Annotated in this window: 17 protein-coding genes; 5 read left to right on the top strand and 12 right to left on the bottom strand. The window is 45.5% G+C overall.

Going from position 1 to position 18,782, the window contains the following annotated elements:
* Nucleotides 1-18: 18 nt before the first annotated feature.
* On the bottom strand, nt 19-1,005 hold the full coding sequence (nagZ, locus tag OH461_RS15290) for a beta-N-acetylhexosaminidase (RefSeq protein WP_270021434.1): 987 nt from the start codon (nt 1,003-1,005) through the stop codon (nt 19-21).
* A 151-nt stretch (nt 1,006-1,156) separates the two neighbouring features.
* Here nagZ and OH461_RS15285 point away from each other — a divergent pair, with 151 nt between their 5' ends.
* Nucleotides 1,157-2,272, top strand: coding sequence for an anhydro-N-acetylmuramic acid kinase (locus OH461_RS15285; RefSeq protein WP_270021433.1), 1,116 nt, complete (start codon nt 1,157-1,159; stop codon nt 2,270-2,272).
* An 8-nt stretch (nt 2,273-2,280) separates the two neighbouring features.
* A complete protein-coding gene (gene murQ / locus OH461_RS15280) occupies nt 2,281-3,207 on the top strand; it encodes an N-acetylmuramic acid 6-phosphate etherase (RefSeq protein WP_270021432.1) in 927 nt (308 codons plus the stop codon).
* A 40-nt stretch (nt 3,208-3,247) separates the two neighbouring features.
* Here the strand turns inward: murQ and OH461_RS15275 are convergent, their stop codons facing one another.
* Nucleotides 3,248-3,589 carry a DUF2799 domain-containing protein gene (locus OH461_RS15275; RefSeq protein ID WP_270021431.1) on the bottom strand — a complete coding sequence of 114 codons (342 nt, stop codon included), beginning with the start codon at nt 3,587-3,589 and terminating at the stop codon, nt 3,248-3,250.
* Nucleotides 3,590-3,796: 207 nt separating this feature from the next.
* Here OH461_RS15275 and OH461_RS15270 point away from each other — a divergent pair, with 207 nt between their 5' ends.
* On the top strand, nt 3,797-5,281 hold the full coding sequence (locus tag OH461_RS15270; RefSeq protein WP_270021430.1) for a carbon starvation CstA family protein: 1,485 nt from the start codon (nt 3,797-3,799) through the stop codon (nt 5,279-5,281).
* A gap of 169 nt (nt 5,282-5,450) precedes the next feature.
* Here OH461_RS15270 and ispH read toward each other — a convergent pair whose 3' ends face one another.
* The 6 genes from ispH to murJ form a co-directional block, all read right to left on the bottom strand.
* The gene (ispH, locus tag OH461_RS15265) at nt 5,451-6,413 is read right to left on the bottom strand and encodes a 4-hydroxy-3-methylbut-2-enyl diphosphate reductase (protein WP_270021429.1); all 963 of its coding nucleotides are present in this window, start codon (nt 6,411-6,413) and stop codon (nt 5,451-5,453) included.
* Nucleotides 6,414-6,442: 29 nt separating this feature from the next.
* A complete protein-coding gene (gene fkpB, locus OH461_RS15260) occupies nt 6,443-6,874 on the bottom strand; it encodes an FKBP-type peptidyl-prolyl cis-trans isomerase (protein WP_270021428.1) in 432 nt (143 codons plus the stop codon).
* A 117-nt stretch (nt 6,875-6,991) separates the two neighbouring features.
* Nucleotides 6,992-7,510, bottom strand: a complete 519-nt coding sequence (lspA, locus tag OH461_RS15255) for a signal peptidase II (RefSeq protein WP_270021427.1) — start codon at nt 7,508-7,510, stop codon at nt 6,992-6,994.
* 217 nt (nt 7,511-7,727) lie between these two features.
* The gene (ileS, locus tag OH461_RS15250) at nt 7,728-10,556 is read right to left on the bottom strand and encodes an isoleucine--tRNA ligase (RefSeq protein ID WP_270021426.1); all 2,829 of its coding nucleotides are present in this window, start codon (nt 10,554-10,556) and stop codon (nt 7,728-7,730) included.
* 64 nt (nt 10,557-10,620) lie between these two features.
* Nucleotides 10,621-11,556, bottom strand: a complete 936-nt coding sequence (gene ribF / locus OH461_RS15245) for a bifunctional riboflavin kinase/FAD synthetase (RefSeq protein ID WP_270021425.1) — start codon at nt 11,554-11,556, stop codon at nt 10,621-10,623.
* A 184-nt stretch (nt 11,557-11,740) separates the two neighbouring features.
* Nucleotides 11,741-13,303 carry a murein biosynthesis integral membrane protein MurJ gene (gene murJ, locus OH461_RS15240; RefSeq protein ID WP_270021424.1) on the bottom strand — a complete coding sequence of 521 codons (1,563 nt, stop codon included), beginning with the start codon at nt 13,301-13,303 and terminating at the stop codon, nt 11,741-11,743.
* A 260-nt stretch (nt 13,304-13,563) separates the two neighbouring features.
* Between murJ and rpsT the strand changes: the two genes are divergently transcribed.
* Nucleotides 13,564-13,824 carry a 30S ribosomal protein S20 gene (gene rpsT / locus OH461_RS15235; protein ID WP_260260835.1) on the top strand — a complete coding sequence of 87 codons (261 nt, stop codon included), beginning with the start codon at nt 13,564-13,566 and terminating at the stop codon, nt 13,822-13,824.
* A 113-nt stretch (nt 13,825-13,937) separates the two neighbouring features.
* Here the strand turns inward: rpsT and OH461_RS15230 are convergent, their stop codons facing one another.
* The gene (locus OH461_RS15230) at nt 13,938-14,234 is read right to left on the bottom strand and encodes an ArsR/SmtB family transcription factor (protein WP_270021423.1); all 297 of its coding nucleotides are present in this window, start codon (nt 14,232-14,234) and stop codon (nt 13,938-13,940) included.
* Between the two features lie 116 nt (nt 14,235-14,350).
* Nucleotides 14,351-15,241: a transcriptional activator NhaR gene (gene nhaR / locus OH461_RS15225; protein ID WP_270021422.1), complete on the bottom strand. Its 891-nt coding sequence runs from the start codon at nt 15,239-15,241 to the stop codon at nt 14,351-14,353.
* Nucleotides 15,242-15,653: 412 nt separating this feature from the next.
* Here nhaR and OH461_RS15220 point away from each other — a divergent pair, with 412 nt between their 5' ends.
* Complete coding sequence (locus OH461_RS15220; RefSeq protein WP_270021458.1) at nt 15,654-16,799, top strand: Na/Pi symporter; 1,146 nt, start codon at nt 15,654-15,656, stop codon at nt 16,797-16,799.
* 266 nt (nt 16,800-17,065) lie between these two features.
* On the opposite strand, the gene OH461_RS15215 is transcribed toward OH461_RS15220, so the two are convergent.
* Both OH461_RS15215 and lgt read right to left on the bottom strand, forming a co-directional pair.
* Entirely contained in the window at nt 17,066-17,917 is an 852-nt protein-coding gene (locus OH461_RS15215; protein ID WP_270021421.1) for a thymidylate synthase, read from the bottom strand.
* Between the two features lie 9 nt (nt 17,918-17,926).
* Nucleotides 17,927-18,745 carry a prolipoprotein diacylglyceryl transferase gene (lgt, locus tag OH461_RS15210; protein WP_270021420.1) on the bottom strand — a complete coding sequence of 273 codons (819 nt, stop codon included), beginning with the start codon at nt 18,743-18,745 and terminating at the stop codon, nt 17,927-17,929.
* Between the last annotated feature and the right edge of the window lie 37 nt (nt 18,746-18,782).

Below are 18,782 nucleotides of genomic sequence, written 5' to 3'. Positions count from 1 at the left end.
GAACGATGGGCAGAAAGATTAACCTTCTAATATACGTTTCATTGCGTCAGAGGCTTGTTTCCACTCTTCGCTGCGCTGCAAATCAGCCATTGTGAACGACTGTTTCTTTAGAAGAGTCATCGCTTCTGGAAATTCTAAAATCGGTAAGTTATCTAACACTTCCACTTGCTGATCGCGGTTGTTACATAGCAAGATCATATCACAGCCAGCAACTAAGGCTTGATGCGAACGTTCCGCTGCGCCACCCATGATCGCCGCTCCTTCCATGTTTAAATCATCTGAGAAGACAATACCTTTAAAGCCAAGCTGCTCTCTAAGCACTTTCTTCAACCAAAATTGAGAACCACTGGCTGGTTGGTCATCATATTGGGGATAAATTACGTGTGCTGGCATCATCGCGTCTAAAGTGCCCGCTTCAATTTGCGCTTTAAAAATCGCCATATCTTGCTCAAGAATCGAATCACGCTCGTCATAAGGGGTTTCTAAGTGAGAATCAGCAATCACGCCACCATGGCCCGGGAAGTGTTTACCCGTTGTCGCCATCCCGACGGATTTCATACCCTGCATAAAAGCGGTACTGTGGCACAAAATGGTATCGACATCGTCACCAAAAGCACGGTCACCAATCGCCTTACAATCAAACCCCTTATCAAGTACAGGGGCGAAGCTTAAATCGATATCATGGGCAATCAGCTCCGCTGCCATTAGCCAACCACCTTGTTGAGCGAGTTGCTCACCATTATCTTGTTGCGCATACAATTGAGCAGTAGGAATACGAGAAAAGCCTTCGCGGAAGCGTTGCACTCGGCCACCTTCTTGGTCAACACCAATCAGAATTGGACGCTTCGCAGCTTTACGCATTGCCGTAGTTAACGCCAATAGCTGCTCGTTATCGTGGTAGTTGCGGCCAAATAGAATCACACCACCGACGGTTGGGTGCTGCAAAATTTCTTTATCTTCAGCCGTAAGTTCGTATCCTGCAACGTCTAGCCATAACGGGCCCATAATGTCTCCTGATATAAAGGGCCAATCGCACTAATGATTTACTCATTATTGGAAGTTAGGGCGATTGGTATAAATTTCGCTATGGCTTCAAGGTTATTCCGATTAATCTCGGTATACAATGAATAAGTCATTCAAATAGTTAAAATTGGATATGAGAACAAAACAACGCTATATCGGTGTCATGTCTGGCACAAGCATGGATGGCGTGGATACCGCGTTGGTTGAAATTGACACTCGCGGCATACGCTTGATCGCCTCACATGAGTACCCAATGCCTAACTCTCTCAAGCAGCGCTTGCTCAATATCTGCATAGGCCAACAAACCAATCTTGCAGAAGTCGGCGAACTGGATCATTTACTTGGCCATCTGTTTGCCGATGCCGTGAACGCCTTACTCGAACATGCCAATTGCTCAGCAGAGGATGTCACGGCCATCGGTAACCACGGGCAAACGGTCTACCATAGGCCAAATGGTAGTGCGCCTTTTACCATGCAGCTTGGCGACGCCAATATTATTGCCACCAAAACAGGCATAGACACGATTGCAGACTTTCGCCGTAAAGATATGGCGTTAGGCGGCCAAGGCGCGCCTCTTGTCCCTGCGTTTCACCAATCCATTTTCCAACCGACAAACTCTAGCGTGGTGGTGTTAAACATTGGTGGCATTGCTAATATCTCTGTACTTCGCCCTAATCACCCCGTGATTGGTTACGATACTGGCCCGGGTAACATGCTAATGGATGCTTGGTGCGACAAACATTTGAATGAGAAGTTTGATAAAGATGCTCAGTTCGCCAAGCAAGGTAAACTAAACCAAGCACTGCTTTCACAAATGATGGAAGAGCCATATTTAGCACTAGACGCACCGAAAAGTACCGGACGCGAGCTCTTCAACTTACCTTGGTTAGAAACCATGTTAAGCCCGTTTTCACTCTCTGCGGCTGATGTTCAACGAACACTTTGTGAATACACCGCCATCACAATTGCCAATGACGTTAAGCGCTACCAAATCGGTGAAGCGCCAGAGCTTTTAGTTTGTGGCGGCGGAGCTAGAAACCCGCTGCTGATGTCTCGCTTGACCCAGCTATTACCGGATTGGGCGGTGATGTCTACCAATAAAAAAGGCGTCGACAGTGATAATATGGAAGCTATGGCTTTTGCGTGGCTGGCTCAACGCCGCATCGCTAACTTACCAAGCAACTTGCCCGAGGTAACTGGCGCAAGTAAACCCGCCTCTCTAGGCGTTCTCTATTTTGCAGAACAATAAGGATTCGTATGACTAACGACGCACTGATCGCGGCACTCTCACACTTGGTTTCTGAAGGACGCAACCCAGAAACGATGGATATCGATTTACTGCCATCACTCGATATCGTTAAGCGCATTAACCAACAAGACAAGCAAGTTCCTCTAGCAGTTGAACGTGTTCTGCCAGAGATTGCTCAAGCCGTAGATAGCATCACTGAGGCCTTTAAAGTCGGTGGTCGATTGATTTATATGGGAGCGGGTACCAGCGGCCGACTCGGTGTATTAGATGCGTCTGAGTGTCCACCGACATTTGGAGTCTCTGATCAAATGGTAATTGGTTTAATTGCCGGCGGACCTGAGGCCATTTTAAAAGCCAAAGAAGGCGCAGAAGACTCTTTTGAGCTCGGCGTTGAAGACCTGAAAAGCATCCAGTTTTCAGACAATGATGTGGTGGTTGGTATAGCCGCGAGTGGCCGAACTCCTTATGTCATTGGAGCATTACGTTACGCTAACGAGCTCGGTGCAACGACCGTTGCACTCTCTTGTAATCCTGACTCACCTATTGCCGAAGAAGCACAAATTGCCATTTGCCCGATTGTTGGCCCAGAAGCTTTAACCGGCTCTACTCGGTTAAAATCTGGTACCGCGCAAAAATTGGTGCTCAACATGCTCACCACCGCCAGCATGATTCGCTTGGGTAAAAGCTATCAAAACCTAATGGTGGATGTGAAGGCGACCAACAAGAAGCTGGTCGCTCGCGCCGCTCGTATCGTTATGCAAGCCACCGACTGCGAAAAACCGATCGCTATCGAGACACTAGAGCAAACCGACTATGATGTGAAAGTGGCGATTCTAATGATTCTCACCGGTATGGATGTAGACAGTGCAAGGCATCACCTTCACCAGCAAGAAGGTTTCTTGCGTCGTGCTGTAGAAAAACACGACCAAGAGTAAACGAATGAAAACAATGGCTTAAAGCTTGTGTTTTAAGCCATTAATTCTGATATTCATTCCAACCGCGCTGCCACTCCATGCGAAACTTCTGCGCTTGCTCTGTACCTTCACATACCCCTTCATAATACTGACCAGACAGCCCAATTTGATAGGCAACGTTCGGATTACAAAACTCCGTAATTCCCTCAAGGTAACCTTGGTCATAATCGGCTTGTATCGCTGCCCCTAAACTCACCAGTTCTTGAACTGAACGAGAGTTATTGCCACTGATGCCATCTTGATAACCAATTTGATGCCAGTCACCTTGCTGAGCTAATTCTTCAACTGAACTCGCGCAACCAGCCAATAATGCCAATGACAGTAAACCTAACTGCTTTATCATTGTTTTTCCTTTGAATTTTCACCTTGCCAACAGTGTAACCACTAAATTGAATCCATGACCACTCAAGCGCCACAAAAACCACTTAATTTGTTAAATCACCACTAAACACGCTATATGACCACTGACTAGGAAGTCGAATGAATCTAGCGCACCGCCCCTTTACTATGCACCCTGAGATTGAAAACAATTCACTTTAGGACAAGAGCTATGTTGTGGTTTCTTACTTGTGTAGCAGCACTGATCGGTGGCTACTTTATATATGGTACTTTCGTTGAAAAAGTATTTGGTATTAACGAAAAACGCCAAACTCCAGCACACACCAAAACGGATGGTGTCGACTTTGTACCCATGTCGACGAAAAAAGTTTACCTCGTTCAACTGTTAAACATTGCCGGTGTTGGCCCAATTTTCGGACCGATTATGGGTGCACTGTATGGCCCTGCTGCAATGCTTTGGATCGTCGTTGGCTGTATCTTTGCAGGTGCTGTGCACGACTACTTCTCAGGTATGCTTTCTATTCGCAATGGCGGTGCATCTGTACCAACAATTACTGGCCGATACCTAGGCAATGGCGCTAAACACTTTATGAACATCTTTGCCATTGTTCTTCTACTGCTAGTAGGTGTGGTATTTGTTTCTGCTCCTGCGGGAATGATCACTAACCTAATCAACGATCAAACCAGTCTAACCGTTAGCATGACATCTATGGTGGCAATCATCTTCGGTTACTACATCATCGCAACGATAGTCCCTGTCGATAAAATCATTGGCCGCTTCTACCCACTGTTCGGCGCACTGCTGATCTTCATGTCTGTTGGCCTGATGACAGCCATCGCGTTCTCAAGTGAGCACACGGTATTAGGTGGTTTTGAAGTGAGCGATATGTTCACAAACCTAAACCCTAACGATATGCCACTATGGCCTGCACTATTCATTACCATCGCATGTGGTGCTATCTCAGGCTTCCACGCGACTCAGTCTCCACTGATGGCGCGTTGTATGGAAAATGAAAAAAATGGTCGCTTTGTATTCTACGGAGCAATGATTGGTGAAGGTGTTATCGCACTTATCTGGTGTGCTATCGCACTGTCATTCTTCGGCTCACTTGATGCACTTCAAGAAGCAGTTGCCAACGGTGGTCCGGGTAACGTGGTTTACTCCTCATCATTTGGTCTGTTAGGCGTATTTGGCGGTATCTTGGCCTTCCTTGGTGTGGTCATTCTGCCTATCACATCTGGTGACACGGCATTCCGCTCTAGCCGCTTAATCCTTGCTGAATACTTCAACATGGAACAGAAAACACTGCGCAACCGCCTAATGATGGCTGTACCGCTATTTGTTCTTGGTGGCATTCTGACTCAGGTTGACTTCGGTATCATCTGGCGCTACTTCGGCTTTGCTAACCAATCAACAGCGGTAATGATGCTTTGGACTGCATCGGCATACTTGCTGCGCCACAACAAGTTCCACTGGATTACCACTGTACCAGCAATGTTCATGACCACGGTTTGTGTCACCTTCATTCTGAACAACAGCAGCCTAGGCTTTGGCCTACCGATGCAAATCTCAACCTTCGTTGGTGTTGGCTTTGCGTTGGCCGTGACAGCTTACGTAATGATTACGTCTAAAGGCAAAGGTGAGACAGACTTAGCGGACGAAGAGAAACCGCAAGCTGACACCAAAACGGCCTAATACTCTTTAGCACTTTCGCTTGCTAGTGCTTCTCTCTTGGCCTGAGAAGCTGAAAAGACTCCCTCACAGGGAGTCTTTTTTACTATTACGTATTAATTAAGGGACACAAAAAAGGCGACTCGGTGAGTCGCCTTATCTAAATGAGAGTCTGTTGGGCTAAGCCTGATACTTAGTCTATCTGCTTAATTTGCAGCTCTTTTGGCACTTCAAAGAACATGTTCTCTTCACGGCCCACTAGGTCTTCAACACTCGTTGCACCTAGTTCTTTAATACGGTCGAGGATCTGATTGACCAACTCTTCTGGCGCTGATGCACCTGCGGTTACCCCAACATTGGTTTTACCATCAAACCACTCAGGTTTAATGTCTTCCGGACAATCAGTTAGGTAACCCGGCGTGCCAAGCTTTTCTGCCAACTCTTTTAGGCGAGTTGAGTTAGACGAGTTTTTCGAACCAACAACGACGACAACATCCACGTCATTGGCTAAGTCACGCACTGCATCTTGACGGTTTTGAGTCGCATAACAGATGTCGTCTTTACGCGGACCTTGAATCTCTGGGAACACGCGACGTAGCTCTGCAATCACATCTGCGGTTTCGTCCACTGACAGCGTTGTTTGGCTAACGTAATGAAGGTTAGACGGGTCTTTGACCTTAGCCACCAGCTTTTCAACGTCAGCAGGAACTTCCACTAAGTACATACCGCCATCATCACTCGAGTATTGCCCCATTGTGCCTTCCACTTCCGGATGACCAGCATGACCAATTAATACCACTTCCATATGACGACGACTGGCACGAGCTACTTCCATATGGACTTTGGTTACCAATGGGCAAGTGGCATCAAACACGGTGAGATCACGCGCTTTAGCTTCTTGTCGCACTGCTTGCGAAACACCATGAGCAGAAAAGATAACGATGTTGTCATCAGGAACTTCATGTAACTCTTCAACGAAGATAGCTCCACGCTGTTTTAAACCTTCCACCACGAAACGGTTATGCACAACTTCATGTCGCACGTAAATTGGAGGTTGGTACATCTCTAGCGCGCGCTCAACAATGCTGATAGCACGATCAACACCAGCACAGAAACCTCGCGGGTTGGATAATAGGATCTTCATTTCATTGCTCATGGTAGTGGATGGGTCTACTTTTTGGCTCGCTATTCTACAGACAAAATTTCAACTTCAAAAGTCACATCTTGTCCCGCTAACGGGTGGTTAAAATCAACCGTGACAGAATCTCCCGCAATATCAGTGATTATGCCGGGGATCTCCATTCCATCAGGGCCAGAAAACGCCATAATTGTGCCAACTTCCACTTCAGAATCACCGGCAAATTTCGCACGTTCCATATGGTGAACGTTGTCAGGGTTCGGCATTCCAAAAGCGTCTGCTGCGGCTAACTCAATCGCCTTCTGTTCACCTTCATTCAAACCTAATAAGCAACGTTCAAAGTTTTCACTCAAACTGCCATCACCAATAATCAATTTGGCTGGCTTGCCCATGTTGAGAGTGCTATCTGCCACTGAGCCGTCCTTCATTTTGATAGTGAAGTGCAAAGTTACAGCTGAATCTTGGGTAATGGTAGTCACGTTATCGCTTCCTTTTCGTGTCGAACCGCTAGGTATTTTTTATTATCCGCTTCAACATAATAAAAAGCGCTGTCCGAATCAACGGACAGCGCTTAGGGTTATTATTGGGTTAATGGTCTATTTGGCATCTGCGTGAGGTTTGTCTTCTTTTTTACTTAAGAAGCCATCGAGAATAATCATCGCCGCACCAATACAGATTGCACTATCTGCTAAGTTGAATGCTGGCCAATGATAGTTGCCCCAAAAGACATCCAGATAGTCGACCACAAAACCATGCAAGATACGGTCATATACGTTACCTACTGCGCCACCAATGATGAGGGCGTAGGCAATATTGTTCCACTTTTCGCTTGCAGGAAGCTTACTCATCCAATAAGTCAGCATGCCAGTGACAACAAACGCGATGCCAGTAAAGAACCATCGCTGCCAACCTTCTTGATCACTCAAAAAGCTAAATGCAGCTCCGTAGTTATGCACATAGAGCAGGTTAAAAAATGGCAAAATTTCAATGCGATTGTTCCAGCCGTAACCCATGTTATTCATAACAAGGTATTTGATACCGATGTCAGCTAGAAAGATCACCAACGCCAGCCAAAGCCAACGAACACCTGATTGCTTTAATGGAATGTTTGACATCTTATCCTCTAAAAAATGAGTCGAAGAATGAATCCTAAAAATAACCCCAGTAAATACTGGGGCTATGAAATACTAAATTAGTTCAATTACGGTTTGCTCTAAATTATTGGTACTGTAGCAAGGCGACAAATTTACGAAGCTCCTGAGCATAGATTTCCTATGTGATGGAGTGAGTAAATGCAGTCAACACCGCTACAGAGCCAAGAATGACGAGCAATTAAGCGAATTTACGCTCTTCACCTTCACCCTCAACGTTAGTCACACAACGACCACAGATTTTCTCGTGACCTTCGATAGTGCCTACGTCTGGAGTGTGGTGCCAACAACGGTCACACTTCTCTGCTTCCGTCGCTTTCACTTCAACGAACAAGCCTTCAACGTCTGTTGCTTGTGCCGCGTCACTCTTCTCGCTTAGTGGTTTAACAACCGCTGCAGAAGTCAGTAGCGCGAAGCGTAGTTCGTCTTCTAGCTTAGCCAGTTTCTCTGCTAGCTCGTCTGCTGCAAATAGTGTTACTTCCGCTTGCAGTGAGCCACCAATGGTTTTGTCTTTACGAGCATCTTCTAGAAGCTTGTTCACACCACCACGAACTGCTTGGATTTCAGCCCAGAATTCATTACTTAGCTCTTCACCTTCAGCAAGACCGAATAGACCTTCGAACCACTCACCAGTGAATACGAACTTGTCACGCTCACCCGGCATCTCGTTCCAGATCTCGTCTGCTGTGAATGACATGATAGGCGCCATCCAACGAACCAATGCTTCTACAATGTAGTAAAGCGCTGTCTGACAGCTGCGTTGAGCGTGACCGCCCTGCTTCGCTGTGTATTGACGGTCTTTAATTACATCTAGGTAGAATGAGCCCATTTCAATAGAACAGAACTGCATTAGACGCTGAGTTACACCGTGTGTGTTGTACTCGTCGTATGCTTTGATGATCTCTTCTTGCGCCGCTAGTGCACGACCTACAGCCCAGCGATCTAGAGCAACCATCTCTTCAGCAGGAACGATATCCGTTGCTGGGTTGAAACCACTTAGGTTCGCTAGGAAGAAACGCGCTGTGTTACGAATACGACGGTACGCATCTGCAGAGCGTTTTAGGATTTCATCAGAAACCGCAACTTCACCAGTGTAGTCTGTTGACGCAACCCATAGACGCAGAATGTCTGCACCTAGTTTGTTCGTTACGTCTTTTGGTGCAACGACGTTACCGATAGATTTAGACATCTTACGGCCGTGACCATCAACTACGAAGCCGTGTGTTAGCACTTGCTTGTATGGCGCTTCGTCTTTCATCGCAATAGATGAAATTAGAGAAGACTGGAACCAACCACGGTGTTGGTCTGAACCTTCTAGGTATAGATCGGCTTTGTTGCCGCTGTACTCTTCACGTGCATCAACCACTGAGTAGTGAGTCACACCTGAATCGAACCATACGTCTAGCGTATCCAATACTTTCTCGTATTGGTCAGCGTCGTCACCTAGTAGGTCTGCAATTTCTACATCCCACCAAGCTTGAATGCCTTTTTCTTCTACCAATTGAGCAACTTTCTCAATCAGCTCTAACGTGTTTGGGTGCAGTTCTGCCGTTTCTTTATGAACGAATAGAGCGATTGGCACCCCCCAAGTACGTTGACGAGAGATACACCACTCTGGGCGGCCTTCAATCATACCTTCAATGCGGCTTTGACCCCATTCTGGCATCCACTCAACACTCTTGATTGACTCTAGTGCTTTTGCACGTAGGCCCGCTTGGTCCATAGACACAAACCATTGTGGTGTTGCACGGAAGATAATTGGCGTTTTATGTCTCCAACAATGTGGGTAGCTGTGCTCATAAGCGTGATGATGTAGTAGCGCGCCTTTTTCTTTTAGCGTTTCAACTACCGCATCATTTGCTTTAAATACGTGCTGACCAGCAAATAGCTCAGTGTCTGGTAGGTAAACACCGTTAGAACCTACTGGGTTAGCCACTTCTAGACCGTATTTGTTACCGACTGCGAAGTCTTCTTGACCGTGGCCTGGCGCTGTGTGAACCACACCAGTACCTGAGTCAGTTGTTACGTGATCACCAAGGATCGCCGGAACAGTGAAATCGTAGAATGGGTGGTTGAACTGAGACAGCTCAAGATCGGCACCTTTCGCAAAACCTAAGTTGTGGAAGTGCTCGATACCAGCGCGATCCATTACATCTTTCGCTAGCTCTGCCGCGACGATGATGCGCTCTTTCGTCTCACCTTCAACTTGGATCAACACGTACTCTAGATCATCACGAAGACATACTGCGCGGTTTGCTGGCAGTGTCCATGGTGTTGTCGTCCAGATAACGATTGAGATATCACCTTCGCCTTCATGACCTTCACTTAGATCAAACTTAGCAAGAAGCGCAGCTTCATCAGCGGCTTTAAAACGCACGTCGATAGATGGCGATACTTTGTCTTTGTATTCTACTTCCGCTTCCGCTAGTGCTGAACCACAGTCAGTACACCAGTGAACAGGTTTGAAACCTTTTAGTAGGTGACCTTGGTCAGCGATTTTACCTAGAGCACGGATGATGTTTGCTTCTGTAGCAAAATCCATAGTGCGGTATGGCTTATCCCACTCACCCATGATGCCTAGACGTTTGAAGCTCTCTTTTTGACCTTCAACTTGGCCTGCTGCGTATTCGCGGCACTTCTCGCGGAACTCAGCCGCTGTAACTTTTTGACCTGGCTTACCAACCTTTTTCTCTACCATTAATTCAATCGGTAGACCGTGGCAGTCCCAGCCAGGAATGTAAGGTGCGTCAAAACCTGAAAGAGTTTTGGATTTAATAATAATGTCTTTAAGAATCTTGTTTAGTGCGTGACCAATGTGAATATCACCGTTCGCATATGGAGGACCATCGTGCAAAACAAATGACTTCTTGCCTTTTTTGGCTTTACGGATTTCACCGTATAGATCTTCTTGATACCAACGCTTAAGCATTTCTGGCTCGCGATTAGCCAGATTGCCGCGCATCGGAAACCCTGTTTCAGGTAAGTTCAGGGTATCTTTATACTCACTCATCGATTCTTAATTCCGTTATGTTGGGCGAAAGTTAGACATTATGCTAAATGGTGGACTAAACCATTTAACCTTTAAGCTGACGCAGCCACACCCTTGCTGCCTCAGCATCCAATTCAATTTGTTGTTTTAGTGCTTCAAACGAAGCAAATTTTTCTTCATTACGAAGTTTATGTAAAAGTACAATTTCCAGCTGTTTACCGTATAGGTCAGCTTGAAAGTCGAATAAGTGTACTTCTAATTGTTGGCGAACACCATTTACCGTAGGCCGGTTACCAATGTTTGCCACCCCGCCAATGGCTTGTTCTCCAAGACCTAAAGCTTCCACTACGTATACACCTGAAACCGGAGAAACGCAGCGCTTAAGCGGGATATTCGCAGTAGGAAAACCAATCGTTCTTCCTAACTTGCGTCCGTGGGATACTCGCCCACTAATACTGTAGTCACGACCTAACATCTCTTTGCTTGAGGCTAAATCATCACTGGCTAATGCTTCACGAATAGCTGTGCTGCTTACGCGTAATTGCTGCAAACAGAAGCTTTGAGTGCTCACGACTTCAAAACCATATTCTTTACCAGCTTGCTCTAGCATCGCAAAGTTACCTTTACGACCACGGCCAAAGCAGAAGTCATCACCAACTACCAGAAACTTAACACCCAATCGCTTGACCAACAAGTCACTAATAAACTGCTCAGCAGTCAAATGAGCAAAATGGGTGTTAAAACTCACACAAAGTAAGCGGTCGATATCGAGTTTGCTCAGCTGAACAAACTTGTCACGTAACCGTGTTAATCGAGCTGGCGCTTTTTCTTTAGCAAACAGTTCTAAAGGCTGAGGCTCAAATGTCATCACCATAGATGGCAAGCCAAGTTGTTCAGCTTGCTGAGAAACTTGTTCTAATACCGCTTGATGGCCAAGATGAACGCCATCGAAGTTTCCTATGGTCAACACACATCCTTGATGGTGTGGTTTTATATTTTGAATACCTCGGATTAATTCCATGGGAACGTGCTTAATGCCCTGTTTTCTAATTTACACTGCGTGAAACTGACGGATTATATACCAATCCTAAGATCCAAGTAACCTCAAGATGTACTGTTCGGCGAGAATAACTTACTTCACGGATAAGGCATCAATAGGCAGCAGCGATGATTTCAAGTGCTACCTATTGAGGTGCTTGGAGATATTATTCGGTCGCCGCTTTTAAGTCTTTTAATCGCACGCCCAAGATAAGTAAGGTCAGCAGATAGATACCCGCCCCCAAACCAATCAAGATCGCCAACCACATTACGCGCTCAGAAAAGCTCCAAGTTAGCCAAACACTCATTTCTTCTAACTGCCAAAGGATCATCGCTACCATAGCGCCACCAGCAACCACTAACCGAGCTGCGAACAACAAGGTCGTTTTGGTTAACTTATAAACACCTTGCAAATGAAGGCCTCTATATAGAAGCGCCATGTTGACAAACGCCGACAGCGCCGTTGCCATAGCAAGGCCAACATAACCATAGAACCATGCAAAAATAGCGTTAAATACCATGTTAGACACCATGGCTATGATGCCGTATTTCACTGGTGTTTTAGTATCTTGGCGAGAGTAGTAACCCGGAGCGAGCACTTTAATCAGCATGAAATTAAGTAAGCCTGAAGCATAGGCGAACAATGATAATGAAGCTTGATGAACATCTTGCGGAGAGAATTCACCACGCATAAACAACACCATTAGCATTGGTTTTGCCAATACCATCAAACCTAACATGGCCGGTAAGCCTAGTAGCATCACCATACGCACGCCCCAATCCATCGTTGAAGCAAAACCCTCACTGTGAGCGTCAACGTGTTTACGCGATAACGCAGGCAGAATCACCGTCGCGATGGCTATACCAAACAAACCAAGTGGGAACTCAAGCAAGCGGTCAGAGTAATAGAGCCAACTGATTGATCCGGTTTCTAAGAAACTGGCAATAAAGGTATCAAACAGCAAGTTAATTTGGCTGACAGACACGCCAAACAAAGCTGGGATCATCAGAGTGCGAATTTTTACCACACCCGGATCGCGCCAACCCCATTTAGGTTTGACCATCACGCCTGCTTTAATAAGGAAAGGGATTTGGAATAAGAACTGAACCAAGCCACCTAGGAAGACGCCGATGGCTAAACCTACTTCTGGTTGTGCCAATTGAGGGGCGATAAACCAAGCAGACAAAATGATCATCACATTGAGGAATACGGGGGTAAAAGAGGACACCGCAAACTTACCCATTGTATTGAGAATCGCACCGGAGAGCGCAACAAAGGTGATGAACCATAAATAAGGAAAGGTAATTTTGAGCATGAAGCTAGCCAGCTCAAATTTTTCAGCCGATGGTCCGCCATTCATCCAATCAAGGAACCAACCAAAACCAAACAGCGCTGTGACGACACCCGAACCAAGTATACCAAGTAAAGTCACTATCGAGACAATCACACCGAGTGTACCGGCCGCTCGCGCAATTAACTGGCGCGTTTTATCCATATCGCCACTCGCATGGTACTCAGTCAGTACTGGGACAAAAGCTTGCGAGAATGCCCCTTCAGCAAATAGACGGCGCAAAAAGTTAGGAATTTTGTTGGCAAAGAAAAAGACGTCAGCGCTGGCACCCGCCCCCATTAAATTTGCGACAACCACATCGCGCACTAAACCTAATACACGAGAAATCAAAGTCATAGCACTAACTATCATGCCAGACTTGAGCAGACGTTTACTCACAATTACCCCTAAGACACGTCAATGCTACGCTCTATCTGCCCATTTACTTCTATGAAAGTCGTGATGTAAGCAGATAAGTATTAGCATTGAAAAAAAAATACTGATAGAATCCCCGCCATCTTAACCGCGAAGCCCCGTCTAATCCAAAAATTGTTTGGTTCAGACTGGTTTTTGCACAAATCATTTGACATTTAGGCGCAAATGAGGGATAGTCCTCGCCCTTAAATTGTCACCGAACTAAGTTTTTGGGAGTTAGACCCTTGGCAAATAGTAAATCTGCTAAGAAGCGCGCTATCCAAGCTGAGAAACGTCGCCAGCACAATGCTAGCCGTCGTTCTATGATGCGCACTTACATGAAGAAAACTGTTGCTGCTATTGAAGCAGGCGACAAAGAAGCTGCAACTGCTGCATTCACTGCAGTTACACCTCTACTAGACCGTATGGCGACTAAAGGCCTTATTCACAAGAATAAAGCAGCTCGTCATAAGTCTCGCTTTGCTGCTGCAATCAAAGCTCTATAATAGAACTCTGATTCCCAGTAAAGAAAAAACCGGCCTTGGCCGGTTTTTTTATATCTTTTTTTTGCTCTTCTCAATCTCATCGCAACGAAACAAGATTCAAGACTGCAGCGAACTTAAGCTTCGCAGTACATGCCATGCAGTAAATGAATCATCGCTTTAACTTCTTCACTGCTCAACGTGTAATAGACCGTTTGTGCTTCTTTACGAGTATTCACCAACCCATCACGACGCAACCAAGCAAGATGCTGCGATAACGCCGATTGGCTTAACTGAAGCTTGCCACAGAGCTCACCCACCGATAGCTCTTGATTGTGCAGCAAACACAATATTTGCAAACGACGCTCATTCGCCATGGCTTTTAATAGCACAACGGCTTGCGCTGAATTTCTTTCCATCTCTTGTACGTTCATAAGGGAGCACTCCTGAGAACAACCATATTTCTACACATCTATTTGTAATGATTAAGGGCGCTTACCCCGAATTATTCTATTCCTAATACCCGATTTACCGAATTGGTCAAAAAATGTCAATTAAACAGCTTGCTAAAGTTCGCATCACAGACATTTTTTACCGCGGGATGTTGGATCATACGTTCGGCAAAGATAACGTAATACTCTTCTTTTAATTCATCGATGTGGCCAATGAGCTGTAATGGCAAGTCATCACCAACTTCAGACATATATAGAGTCGGCGCTAAAAAAATCACATCATGATGATAACGTGCAAAGGCTTTCATTAACGCGACATCATCAAATTCACCCAAAATATTGGGCTGAATACCTTGGCGATCGAACCACTCAAGCACTTTACGCCCCATTGCTGTTCGGCTACCCGGAATTAACAACTTACGTTGCTCTAAAACAGCAGGAAAATTTACATCATCCACATTACCGGAACAGAAAAAGCTCATCCGGCTTTCACCAAGCTTTTTGCTATATAGACCCGGGCTTTTACCTGAATCAACTGGGCAATCAGATAGAATCATATCCAACTTGTGTTGGGAGAGTTGCTCCAACAACATTTCGTGAGTCGATTCAAAACAGCGAAGATGGATACTGTTATCATCAGGTACCGTGGTTAGCAGTACTTTACTCACCAAGCGCTTAGACAATGCATCTGCGACGCCCACGTCAAACAACAAGTTCGAGCGCTGGCTGTAGTTGACGATATCAAGCATTTCATAGCTAAGGCCATACATGCGGTCGGCATACTTAAACACCAGTTGCCCTAACTCTGTGGGCTCGACGCTACGACCATTACGTTTCGTTAACTTGCCATCTAAACGCTCTTCTAAAGATTTAATCTGCCCGGTCACTGTTTGCGGAGTAAGAAACAACGCTTCCGCCGCTTTGGTGACAGAGCCTTGTTTGCATACCATCCAAAAATAATAGAGATGGTTGTAATTTAAGTGAGACATATCCGGATATCGCCTGATTGAACAACTCACTAGGTTATAACAAAAGTACTAGATGACAACAATAGTTCGTAATTTTCGAAGTTAAAATCGAAAACCAATAATTAAACCGAAATATTAAATTCAAATATGACAGCCAAATGTCATCTAACAGCGAGAATAAAAACAAATTCCAGTAAATTTCTTAATAATTTGTGAGCCAAGCATCAAAAGAAAAAATGCTTTTTAAACATTAAAAATCAACAACTTAAACAGAGTGTAAAACACGAATTACAGGCTATTTTTTGTCCTGGTCATAAAAATCGCTTTGTTACACATAACTGTAATATTACTGAAATATTTCCTCTCTAGTATCGCCCTCAGATTAAACATACCGACCAAACAACGTTTTAACGGTCCAACGGAGAAAATTATGATGAACCAAGCTACTTCTACAGCAGCACCAATCTCGAGCACTGCTCGCTGGTTGCGCTGGGCTAACTTGGCATTCATGTTGTACTTGCTACTTCTAGCGGTATCTATGGTAGGCAGTGGTTTTAAATGGGCAACTGGCGATCAGGCTAAGGTGCTATTTGAATTCGCGTCTCACCCAGTAGCAGGCCTAATGATCGGTCTAGTAGCAACAGCGTTAATTCAATCTTCTAGTACAGTTACTTCTATTATTGTTGGCCTTGTAGCAGGCGGCCTACCGGTAGAAACCGCTATCCCTATGGTTATGGGTGCTAATATCGGTACAACAGTAACAAATACTCTTGTTTCACTTGGTCACGTTCGCTGTAAAGAAGAGTTTAAGCGTGCGTTTGCAAGTGCAACTATCCACGACTTCTTTAACCTATTAGCTGTAGTGATCTTCCTACCGCTAGAGATGATGTTCGGCATCCTTGAGAAGGCATCTCACTGGTTAGTATCACCACTTCTAGCTACTGGTGATATGAGCATGAAGGGTATGAACTTCATCAAACCAATCACTAAACCTGTTGTAAGTGCGATTAAAGAGCCTCTAGCGACATTTGGTGACACTATTGGTGGTGTTCTACTTATCGTACTAGGTATCGCAACTATCTTCGTCGCTATCACTGTTATGGGTAAGCTAATGAAGAGCCTAATGGTTGGTCGTGCTCGTGAAATCCTTAAGAACGCTATCGGTCGTGGCCCTATTCACGGTATCGTTTCTGGTTCTATCGTGACAGTGCTAGTTCAGTCGTCTTCAACAACAACTAGCCTAATGGTTCCACTAGTAGGTTCGGGTGTTCTTAAAGTTCGTGACGTTTACCCATTCACGCTAGGTGCTAACATCGGTACATGTATTACAGCGCTTCTTGCAGCAACTGCAGTATCAGGTGAGTTCGCGGTATTCGCACTACAGATTGCTCTAGTACACCTAGTGTTCAACCTAATGTCGACTATCTTCATCTTTGGTATCCCGTTCCTACGTGAACTACCAGTGAAAGGCGCTGACTTCATCTCTGACATGGCAGTGAAGAACAAAGCGGTTGTCGCAGCTTACCTACTGGCAGTATTCATCATCATGCCGGGTACTATCCTAGCGCTAACTGCTTAAGCAACCAGTTACCATCGCATATTCAAAGCCCGCAACCTTGGTTGCGGGCTTTTTCATTTTAAGTGGGCTCAATCCCTACCTTTTCATCTAACATCGTCACACAACCGCTCTCACTGCCGAGCTCGATACTCTTACTGAGTTAACTTACTCCCCCACTTTGCCCTGCGCCTGAATGCGATTGCATTTGAGGTCTAACATTGTGTTGTAAATACCACGCATAAAAAAACCGCCTCGATAGAGGCGGCTTCATCAATCAATTAAGCGCGTTACACTGAGAACGGGTATCTGATCGGTTCGTGACACTCATAACCTTCGACCCAGAAATCATCCAATGTTACCCATGTTTCTAAATCTTCTAGAGATTTAATTTCTGGGTTGATATGGAATGTCGCAGGCGCAAGAGGTTCACGCTTTAGCTGAACATCACGCATCAGTTCAAGTTGATCTTCATAGATGTGCGCATTGACAATCTTATGGTACGCAACGCCCGCTTTCTTTCCGGTGATCTGAGCCATGATTGCTAGGAAGACATAGACTTGAACCATATTGAAGTTCAAGCCAAGCGGCACATCACAAGAGCGCTGAGTGCTGTTGAGATACAAAGTATCACCCAATAGCGAGAAGTGATGGCTATACATACATGGACGTAAGCAGCCCATATGGAATTCGCCAGGGTTGTAGAAGTTCAGAATCTCACCGCGGTCATCGACACCACGAGTTAAGTCATCCACAATCTTACGCAGCTGATCAATATGACCGCCATCTGGCTTTGCCCATGCGCGACCTTGCACACCGTAGACGCGACCCATGTCATCTTCACCCTTACGGTAAGGATTGTTTAGCCAAGCGTCGTTTAAGTTCGCGTTGGCATCCCAAGTTTTAGTGCCCAGCTTACGAAAATCTTCTGCGTTGTCGTAACCACGAATGTAGCCAAGAAGTTCAGCGACCGCCGCTTTCCAGAAACTTTTACGCGTCGTCACTAATGGGAATTGGTTGTTCGCCACATCATACGTCAAGTCAGCATTAATGACGGTAAGGCAACGCTTACCGGTACGTTCGTTTTCAACCCACTCACCGTGGTCAACAATTCGCTGACAGAGTTCTAAATACTGTTTCACACCAATCCCTTACTTCGCTTTTGGTAATTCATCTTTGTAATGGCCACGTTTGTAGGCCCATACCACCATGAGAGCACCCGCAATGATCATTGGGGTCGATAGAATTTGTCCCATCGAGATAAAACCACCAAATAAACCTAAGTGGGCATCTGGCTCACGGAAGTACTCCACAATGAAGCGGAATGTACCATAACCAGCTAAAAATAGCCCTGACACAGAGCCAAGAGGACGTGGCTTTTTGATAAACCAGTTCAAAATTAGGAACAACACCACACCTTCTAACGCCATTTCATAAAGCTGAGAAGGGTGACGCGGTAAAGGCCCACCATTAGGGAAGACAAATGCCCAAGGTACATCCGTCACTCGTCCCCAAAGTTCGCTGTTCATGAAGTTACCCAAGCGCCCCATACCTAAACCAAAAGGCACAAGCGGTGCGATAAAATCTGCGACTCCAAAAAAGGTTCGGCCATGCTTACGCGCATACCAGAACATCGCGGTAATCACACCCAACAGACCACCGTGGAACGACATACCACCAGTCCAAACCTTAAATAGATACAATGGGTCTTGTAGGAACAGATCAAAGTTATAGAACAGCACGTAGCCAACACGGCCACCAATGACCACACCTAAGAAACCCGCAAATAATAGATCAGAAACTTGATCGCGCGTCCAACCACTATCAGGCTTATCTGCTCGGCGATTTGCTAGCCACAAAGCAAACATAAAACCAATTAGGTACATTAGGCCATACCATCGCACAGACAGAGGCCCAATCGAGAAGAGAACAGGATCAATATTAGGAAAGTCTAGATATCCCTGAGACATAAACGGATTACTCTTAGATTATTAAGTTCTTTTTGAG

Source organism: Vibrio sp. LaRot3, from assembly GCF_027587025.1.
Taxonomy (GTDB): domain Bacteria; phylum Pseudomonadota; class Gammaproteobacteria; order Enterobacterales; family Vibrionaceae; genus Vibrio.
This window is presented reverse-complemented; position numbering and strand designations above follow the sequence as displayed.